This window comes from candidate division WOR-3 bacterium, assembly GCA_011052815.1.
Classification (GTDB): Bacteria; Hydrothermota; Tepidihabitantia; order SM23-42; family SM23-42; genus DRIG01.
On the sequence record DRIG01000036.1, the window covers coordinates 22,233 to 30,108 of the forward strand.

Genomic DNA, 7,876 nt, shown 5'->3' on the forward strand with positions numbered 1-7,876 from the left:
ATTTGACGGTGTCCGCGAAAAAACATGAAAAATGACTGTCTAATTCTGAGGGATTTAGATGTTTTATTGAATTAAACGATTATAGAGTTTCTTGGTCTCGGGAAGTGGCTCAAGTCCCAATTCATTTTGCAAAACTGTAACAAGTTTCTGAAATTGCTGAACCACACCTTTTCGATTGCCGACCTGCGAATAGCACTTCATTATTCCACAGTGAGCGTCTTCCATATATTTATCCTTTTCGAGCATCATATGATAGTACTTCATACTCTGCTCGTATTCGCCGCGACTGTAAAAATACTCTCCCAAAAGCGTTAATATCCTGAGATATATAGAGCGGTAATATTCTCTGGATGTTTCACACCAGTTATCATAGATATCTTCAAGATAGTCTCCCTTATATATCTCCACTGCTTTCAGGTATTGTTTCACTGATTCTTCATTATTTTTCTCGGTTTTATATTTATCTCCAATTTGAACCATTTGCAGAAACTCATCAACATCGTACGACACAGAGGCCTTGGAATTGATGCAATAACCTCCTCTTTGATAAATGAGAATATTTTCCCCAATAGCTTTTTTAATAAAATGGAGCGATGTCACTAAGTTATGAGCGGCTTTCTTAGGGCCATAATTAGAGAAATATATGTCGAGTAAACAATCCCGGGTAGTGATTTCGTTTCGGTGGGCAAACAAATAGGCAGCAATTGACTTTGCTTTCCGTGTTTTCCACATTTTGCTAGTGACAAGAATACCGCTGGTTTTTACTTGAAAGGTACCAAGCATAGAAATTTCAAGATAGTTGCTTCGTTGAATTCTTTTGGCAATAACAGAAATATATGCGTCGTCGATATTCTCATTTCTTATCCATCCAAGAATCCTTGGGTTTCTATTTATCTCGTCGATCAAGAAACCATCGTATCTTTCTTGTTTAGCAATTGCGATAGCTTGTTTGAGATGTTCTTTCATTTTCGTAGTATTCCGCCTTGCCCAGTAGAGATTTGCAAGCTGAAAGTGGTTTAGCATCCTATTGTATTCAGGTCCTTTTTTCTGAAAAACCCTATGGCTTTGTAAGAAAATCTCCTCAGCCTTCTCATATTGATTATGGCGAAGTGCTATTTCACCAAGAACAAGAGACAAAGAAGCCATAAACAATTCATCTTTTTGCTCTGCTGTCAAACAACTTTTGACAAACTCTTCAGCTTTGTCCAATTCTCCTTTCAATTGATAACATTGCGCCATACCAAACAGAATTATGTGGTTGATATATTCCTGCTTCATATCTACATTCAATTCCAATGCTTGATTATAAAAGTTAAGGGCATTCTCATAGTCACCAGCCAATCGATAGAAATTCCCCGTAATAGCCAGGGCATAACTCTGTCCCTCTTTGTAATTGATTTCTTTGCCAAGTTGCAGGGCTTTTTCCAAAGGTTCTCTTGCCGATTCAAACTCGCCCCTTGCTAGATATATTTCAGCAGAATTGCAATAGCAAGTTATTGCCAAAGGCGGATTATTGTGAACAAAGTTATTTGACTGAAGCAGATAACGGTAAATATCGAGTGCCTGTGATATTTTACCAGTGGCGTAATATAATGCTGCAAGATTAGCCTTTGTTTGAACCAGAAGTTTGGGGTAATGGAATCTATGGCATAAAAACAGTGCTTTCTTCAAGGTCTGTTCCACTAACTCATAATCGTACAGGGAGTAGTATGCTCCAGCCAACTGGTTCAAAAGTTTCGCTTTAAGACAATTGTCTGTATCTTCAATCAAATCGATAGCTTCTTTTGCCAATCTTATCGCCTTTTTATAAATACCTCGATTATAACATATACTACTGATGTTGAATAATGCCTCTGCTTCGCCACTTTGCTTGCCCGTTCCGTGGAAAATTCTCCTGGCTTTCATAAAAAATTCAAGTGATTCATCCCATTTACCCCACTGTTGTAGAATCTTTGCCTTATAGATGAGGAGCCGTGGACGTGCCGTCACAGTTTTGTCAGGCAGAGATTCAAGCCAGTGATAAAGGAGGTTAACCCGACCGGAATACACTAGATCCGCACCAATTTTTTCGATTATCATTGCCGTTTGCTCATAAGCCATTGATTCAATAAGATGGTGAATCGCCCTGTCCCAAATTCTTTTCTTGATGTAAAACTTCGCGGCATTCATATGGAGGTTGCGTAATTCTTTTGAAGAAACCACCTTGCTTAATTCGTGCTTAAGGAATTCCCGGAAGAGATAATGATATTTATAAATTCGGGGGCGAGATGAAACCAATGTTGTAAAAAGGTTATTTTGCACCAATGATTTCAGCACCTCATTAGAGTTTTCTATTGTGGTAACCGCACAGCACGCATCCGGACTGAGGTATTCCAACAGCGAGGATTTTAACAAGAATTCCTTTCTTTTCTTTGTTTCATTTCTTAATATCTCATTGGCAAAATAGTCAAAAAGTGGAACATTGGATTCAAGATAACTGTTCAAGCTCTTTTTTATCCGCTCGGCACCTGTATGTTGTAGTATCATCTGCAAACCAGTTGACCAACCTTCAGTATGTAGGACAAGTTCTTTTAACTCTTCTGAGCCAAGCGTTGTCTTATATATGTTTTTGAGCAAAGATTTTATCTCTTTTTCAGTAAATCTTAGATCCTCCCTGGTTAATTCAAAAACATCCTGCTTTGAACGCCATCGTGCCAAGGAGAGTAATGGCGGAGAAGTACGTGATGATATGATGACATGCACGTTACTGGGCAAATGTTCAATAAAATAGTCGAGTGCTTGATAGATAAAACTTGCTTCGGGAATTGTGTGCAAGTCATCTAGGATTATGAACATTTGCTCTTTCCTTTTCTCAACAATCTCATTTATTAAAGTCCCCATTACCATCTCGATGTGGCTGGTGATATTCTCTAGGTGTAATAGGAGAGTCCTTGTTCTCTCACCAAGTCCAGTCTGCAACTTTCCTATTGCTTCAATAAGGTAAAAAAGAAAAGCCGAAAGGCATTGATCATTTGTTTCAAGATCATAGAATACATACGGTGGTCTCTTCTGAAACAGGAATTGGGTAACCAGAGTTGTCTTACCATATCCTGCATCAGCGATGATAAGAATTAACTTCTTGTTAAGATTTTTTTTAAGTAATGAAACCAATCGAGGACGAGAGATTGTATTCTCTTTAATCATCGGTAAGATAAGTTTAGTTTTTAAAATAAATGGTTCTGTAATTTTTCTCTTTGGCTTCGTACGATGGTCAATAATTGCTGACTTTGAAGATATTTTTGCTTTCATATACAATTAAGTATATTCCCTGGATATCTTATGTCAAGTATGAAAGTGTTTAACTGCTCAGAGACTATTACGAATGGCGAGTCACAAGGCAGTGGTCGACTACTGTTTTCGGCACTTGTCAAGAATGTGAATTGCGTCCCTGTTGTCAAGACAAAAATGATGGTTAGGATTTGTAGAGAATTTCATGCTACCTTAACCAATTTATTCTGGTTATAGAGTGCCTCAAATTCTTCAGGACTCCGATAACCTAACGCACTATGCACATATAATCGGTTATAATCATTCTCAATCCATCGCCCGATCGTCACCTTTGCCTGCTCAAGCGTCTCAAACTCATTAAGCCAGATAACCTCCTCTTTGATCGTCCGCATCATCCGCTCGGTATCCGCATTTCCTTTCGGATTGTCATAGGTGGTAAATATCTGCTCAATCCCCAAACTCGCCATATCCCGCATAAAACTCACCGAGGTCGGCTGCGAACCATTATCGCTCACCAACTTTAATCCCGCATCACGCACCCCCGCAGGAAACTCCCGGTTAACCGCCATATCCAATGCCCGCTTCCAATCCGCAGTCTTACTCCGTAAGGAAATATGCCAACCCACAACCTTCTTCGTATACCAATCAAGCACAAGCACTAAATAAACCCAACCCAGGGCATTAACAATAAATTTGGTCATATCAATACCCCAGATCTGCTTAGGACGATCCGGCCGAGGCTTACTCCTGAATGACTCCCTCTTTGATTTATAAACCTTCTGTAATACCATCAAACCATGCTCCTTCATCAACCGACGCACCCGCTTCTGATTCACCACCATACCCGCACGATACCGCAACCACGCCCAGACCCGACGATAACCCCAAAACGGATGCTTCCCTTTTAGCCCTTTAATTAGAGCAACCAATCTCTCCTCATCACGGCCCAAAACCTTCTCGGTAGCCCCCCTAAAATGTCTTGAGGCATAATAACCACTCCGGGAAAACCCTAATGCCTGGCACGCCGCTCGGACGGTGTACCCAGCTTGCTTTAATGATTCCACTGCCGTCACTTTGTCCCGAATAACTCCGCGGTTTTTTTTAATATCTCAATCTGGATCGCCTGCTTGCCGATAATCTTCTGCAACTTCTCAATCTCCGCCTTATAAGCATTGTCATCACCAGCACCATTGACTAATCCCTTTTTGCCACCTTCTAAGAATTTATCCCGCCAGCGATAATACAAAGTCTGGCTGATTCGATGCTGCCGGCAGATCTCAGCAACCGGCCGCTTCTCCTTCAGTCCCTCAAGGACTATCGCTAACTTTTCTTCATCACTTTCCTCCTGTTAATTAAACCATTATACTTCTACAAATCCATCGTGTCCGGTCCCTAAGGGTCTCAGTATACCCTATTTTCCATTGACAATGAAGTGTCAGGATATATAATTGATTATGCGGAAAAAGTTTAATGTATTTATCTCTTTTGATATAGAAGGGGTAAGCGGTGTCAGTTCCTGGCAGGAATTGAAGAAAGATTCCGTTTCCTTAAGGAATATAAGGGAAATCGGGACCGACGAAGTCAACGCCGTGGTGAGGGGAATCAGGAGGGCACGCAGCGACATCGGAGAAATTCTGGTCTGTGACAGCCACGCTGAAGGTGAAAATCTTCTGATCGGACGACTTGCAAGGGGAGTTCACTTAATAAAAGGCTCACCACGGAATTACTATATGGTGGAAGGGCTCAATGAAGATTTTGATATTCTTTTTCTGGTCGGGTATCACTCTATGGCGGGAACAAAGGCAGGAGGAATGGACCATACATATTCTTCATCGGTCATCTACAACCTGAAAATAAACGGAAAGTATGTCGGTGAGACTGAAATCAATGCCGCGGTTGCCGGCGCCTTCGGCGTTCCCCTGGGATTTGTCTCAGGTGACGATTTACTCATTAAAGAAGTAAGAAAGTTTTTCGGACGGGATCCGGAAACCGTGATCACAAAATACGGTGTGTCGCGGTTTGCAGCGAAATGCCGCCATCCCGTGGAGGTTCAGGAAGAGATGGAAATAAAGTCCGCAAAAGCGGTCAGGAAATCCGGGAAGTTGAAACTTTTTACTTTTAAAAGACCGATACGTGCGGAATTCGAGCTGATCAACTCGCTGATGGGCGATCTCGTGGAGCCGATTCCCGGATTGAAGCGGGTTTCAGCCCGCAAGGTGATTTTTAAATGCAGTGACGTACTTGAGTTCTATCGGATAATGCGGCTTATCTGCACCCTTTGCCGACTCGGTTAAGTCATTTTAGCGGGCTTAATTCAAATTCAGCCACGGCGGTCCGTTCTTTTTCGCTGAAGAGGTCTTTGACCTTCAAGACTATCAGATAGTGTCCCGGTGCGAGGTCCATGGGATGGTATTGAGAAGCTAGATATGCGACATCACCGACTTCTGACTGATCTTTCATCATTACGTCAATAACTTCTCTGCGCATTTTTTCTTTATTATATACCTCATAAGTCATCTTCAATCGGTGCATACCGCCCTGTGTTTCCAGATTATAGACCTCGGCATAAAAATAGAATGGTTGATGAACGGGTACCGTGGTTTTTGTCAGAGGGATGACCCTACCGACGGGCTTGTGAAATTTCTTGTGGGTGAATTCGCGGTCGATGAGTCGAGCCGGGATTAAATCGCTGATTTCTTTGGCGTCATTCTGATAATCAAGAAGGTTCACCCAGAGTGTCTTTTTGCCGATCCTGTTGTTCTTGCCGTCGATTATTTCAAACTCTATTCGGTATTCCTCGGGCATAAGCCAGAAGTTCACTTCATCAAAGAAAATTCCTTGTTCACTGTTCTTCGGTATTAAAATATGATGTTTTTCCGCAACGAGGCTGTCTTTTTTACTGAATATCTTGACGTTTCTCGAAAGCAATAAGCCTGCTGTATCCTCCAGCTCAACCGTGATATACAACTCAAGCCTGGTGAGATTCTTTTCCTGGCGGAATCTTCCGGTGGCGACGTCGAGTTTTAACAAACCACCCGGGGTGCGGACTTCGATGACGGTGTCCGTATTCACTTCTTCTAAATAAGGGACATTTGCCTGTTTGCCGAATCTGGATTGGGCGATGGTCTTATAGGCACGGGTGAGGCGCACAAAGTCGAAGATCAAACCTTCCTTTTTATACGTCCATATCTCGGCGGGTTTTATTATCTCTTTTGTCTTTACCGGCTTTTTCTGCGGCAGAATCTGTTCGCGTTTTGACGGAGAACCGTATTTAACGTAAACAAGTATTCTATCATCACTCAGAGGCGCAAAACGCCCGAATTCCTTGAAGGCATATTCTATCCGTTCTTCGAACTCTTTTCGTTCCTGAACAGACTTATTCTTCCAGAAATTTTCATAGAAGGCGGCGCGTTCCGTGGCAGACGCCAGATTTATATATTCCACCGCCGCAACTGCATCGAGTGCGCGCAGACCGAGAAATATCTTTCGTTCTTTTTCAAGGAGGCGGTAATAACGTGCCGCAAAGATATTCGCTACTCCACAACTGAGGAAAAAGAGTAATAATATTACGCTGAAGATCCGCCGTTTATTTCTCATCAATTCCTTCTTCTTTTTATTATCCCTAAAAGATTGCCTTTGTCAAGCGTTGTATAGAGGAAACACCTGCCCCCGCCGGTCAGCGCGGTACTCTGAATATCAAGAGAAGCCCGATTGCGCCGAATAACAGATTGGGCAGCCATGCCGCCAGCATGGGATTCATCAGTCCGGCGACCCCATAGGCACGACAGGACTGGATGGCGCCCCAATATACAAATGCAATGATGATGCTGATGCCCAATCCGATTGCTATGCCGCCTTTTTTGAGAACGACGGATAGAGGCAGGGTGATGAGAAGGATGATTATGGTTATAAGGGGGTATGAAAAACGGTAATTCAACTCCACTTCTTCTTCTGCAACATCCTGTCCGGCGCGACTCATCCTCTGGACGAAATTATGGATTTCAAGAAAATTCATCTCTTCGACGGGTTTCACCCTCTTAAGGAAATCTTCGGGTCTTTCTTTCAATTCAGCCATTTTTAGACGCGGATAGACGTTGACCGTTTCATTACCGAGTGAGTCAAAATCCCTTACCGTCACTTTGAAAAAGGTCCAGATTGAATCATACTGAGCCGCCGCCGCATCGATTCGTTTGATGATTTTGTTTTCTTTTGTTATCTTCCAGAGTATTACATAATCAAGATGTTTTCTTTTATTGTCGAATCTTTTTATGTAATACACCCAGTCGTCTTCACCATGATAAAAGAAGTTCCTGCGTCGACTGTGTGGTTTCAGCGGTCGTTTGTCGATTTTTGTCCTTTTGTGCTGGTACAACCTCGCCTGAGCCCAGACGCCGACGGTTTCCTGAAACGCAAAGGTGAATATTGAAATAACGACTCCGGCGCCGAGAATGAGGAGGAAGAGTTTGTTGATGTTCAATCCGCAGGTCTTCAGGGCGGTCAACTCTTTGTTTTTGGTCATTATCCCGAAGATGAAAAAGACAGCCATTATTGAAGCGACCGGGATGAGGAGAACAATATAAGACGGCGTCAGATAGAGGTAATAGATAAA

Annotated in this window: 6 protein-coding genes; 1 reads left to right on the forward strand and 5 read right to left on the reverse strand. The window is 42.4% G+C overall.

Features of this window, described 5'->3' with window-relative positions:
• Positions 1–63: 63 nt before the first annotated feature.
• The 3 genes from ENI34_03390 to ENI34_03400 all read right to left on the reverse strand — a co-directional run bounded on the left by ENI34_03390 (position 64) and on the right by ENI34_03400 (position 4,585).
• Positions 64–3,288: a tetratricopeptide repeat protein gene (locus ENI34_03390; protein HEC78170.1), complete on the reverse strand. Its 3,225-nt coding sequence runs from the start codon at positions 3,286–3,288 to the stop codon at positions 64–66.
• Between the two features lie 182 nt (positions 3,289–3,470).
• Positions 3,471–4,373 carry an IS3 family transposase gene (locus ENI34_03395; protein HEC78171.1) on the reverse strand — a complete coding sequence of 301 codons (903 nt, stop codon included), beginning with the start codon at positions 4,371–4,373 and terminating at the stop codon, positions 3,471–3,473.
• A complete protein-coding gene (locus tag ENI34_03400) occupies positions 4,337–4,585 on the reverse strand; it encodes a hypothetical protein (GenBank protein ID HEC78172.1) in 249 nt (82 codons plus the stop codon). Before ENI34_03400 ends, ENI34_03395 begins: the two co-directional genes overlap by 37 nt.
• A gap of 136 nt (positions 4,586–4,721) precedes the next feature.
• On the opposite strand from ENI34_03400, the gene ENI34_03405 reads away from it, so the two are divergent.
• Positions 4,722–5,561, forward strand: coding sequence for a peptidase M55 (locus ENI34_03405; GenBank protein HEC78173.1), 840 nt, complete (start codon positions 4,722–4,724; stop codon positions 5,559–5,561).
• A 1-nt stretch (position 5,562) separates the two neighbouring features.
• Here the strand turns inward: ENI34_03405 and ENI34_03410 are convergent, their stop codons facing one another.
• Positions 5,563–6,864, reverse strand: coding sequence for a GWxTD domain-containing protein (locus tag ENI34_03410; GenBank protein ID HEC78174.1), 1,302 nt, complete (start codon positions 6,862–6,864; stop codon positions 5,563–5,565).
• A gap of 79 nt (positions 6,865–6,943) precedes the next feature.
• A partial coding sequence (locus ENI34_03415; protein HEC78175.1) for a YjgP/YjgQ family permease occupies positions 6,944–7,876 on the reverse strand: 933 nt, incomplete at its 5' end.

Coding starts and splice junctions, on each gene's coding strand:
- ENI34_03390 (HEC78170.1), bottom strand. CDS start 3,288: ATGAAAGCAAAAATATCTTCAAAGTCAGCAATTATTGACCATCGTACG.
- ENI34_03410 (HEC78174.1), bottom strand. CDS start 6,864: ATGAGAAATAAACGGCGGATCTTCAGCGTAATATTATTACTCTTTTTC.
- ENI34_03405 (HEC78173.1), top strand. CDS start 4,722: ATGCGGAAAAAGTTTAATGTATTTATCTCTTTTGATATAGAAGGGGTA.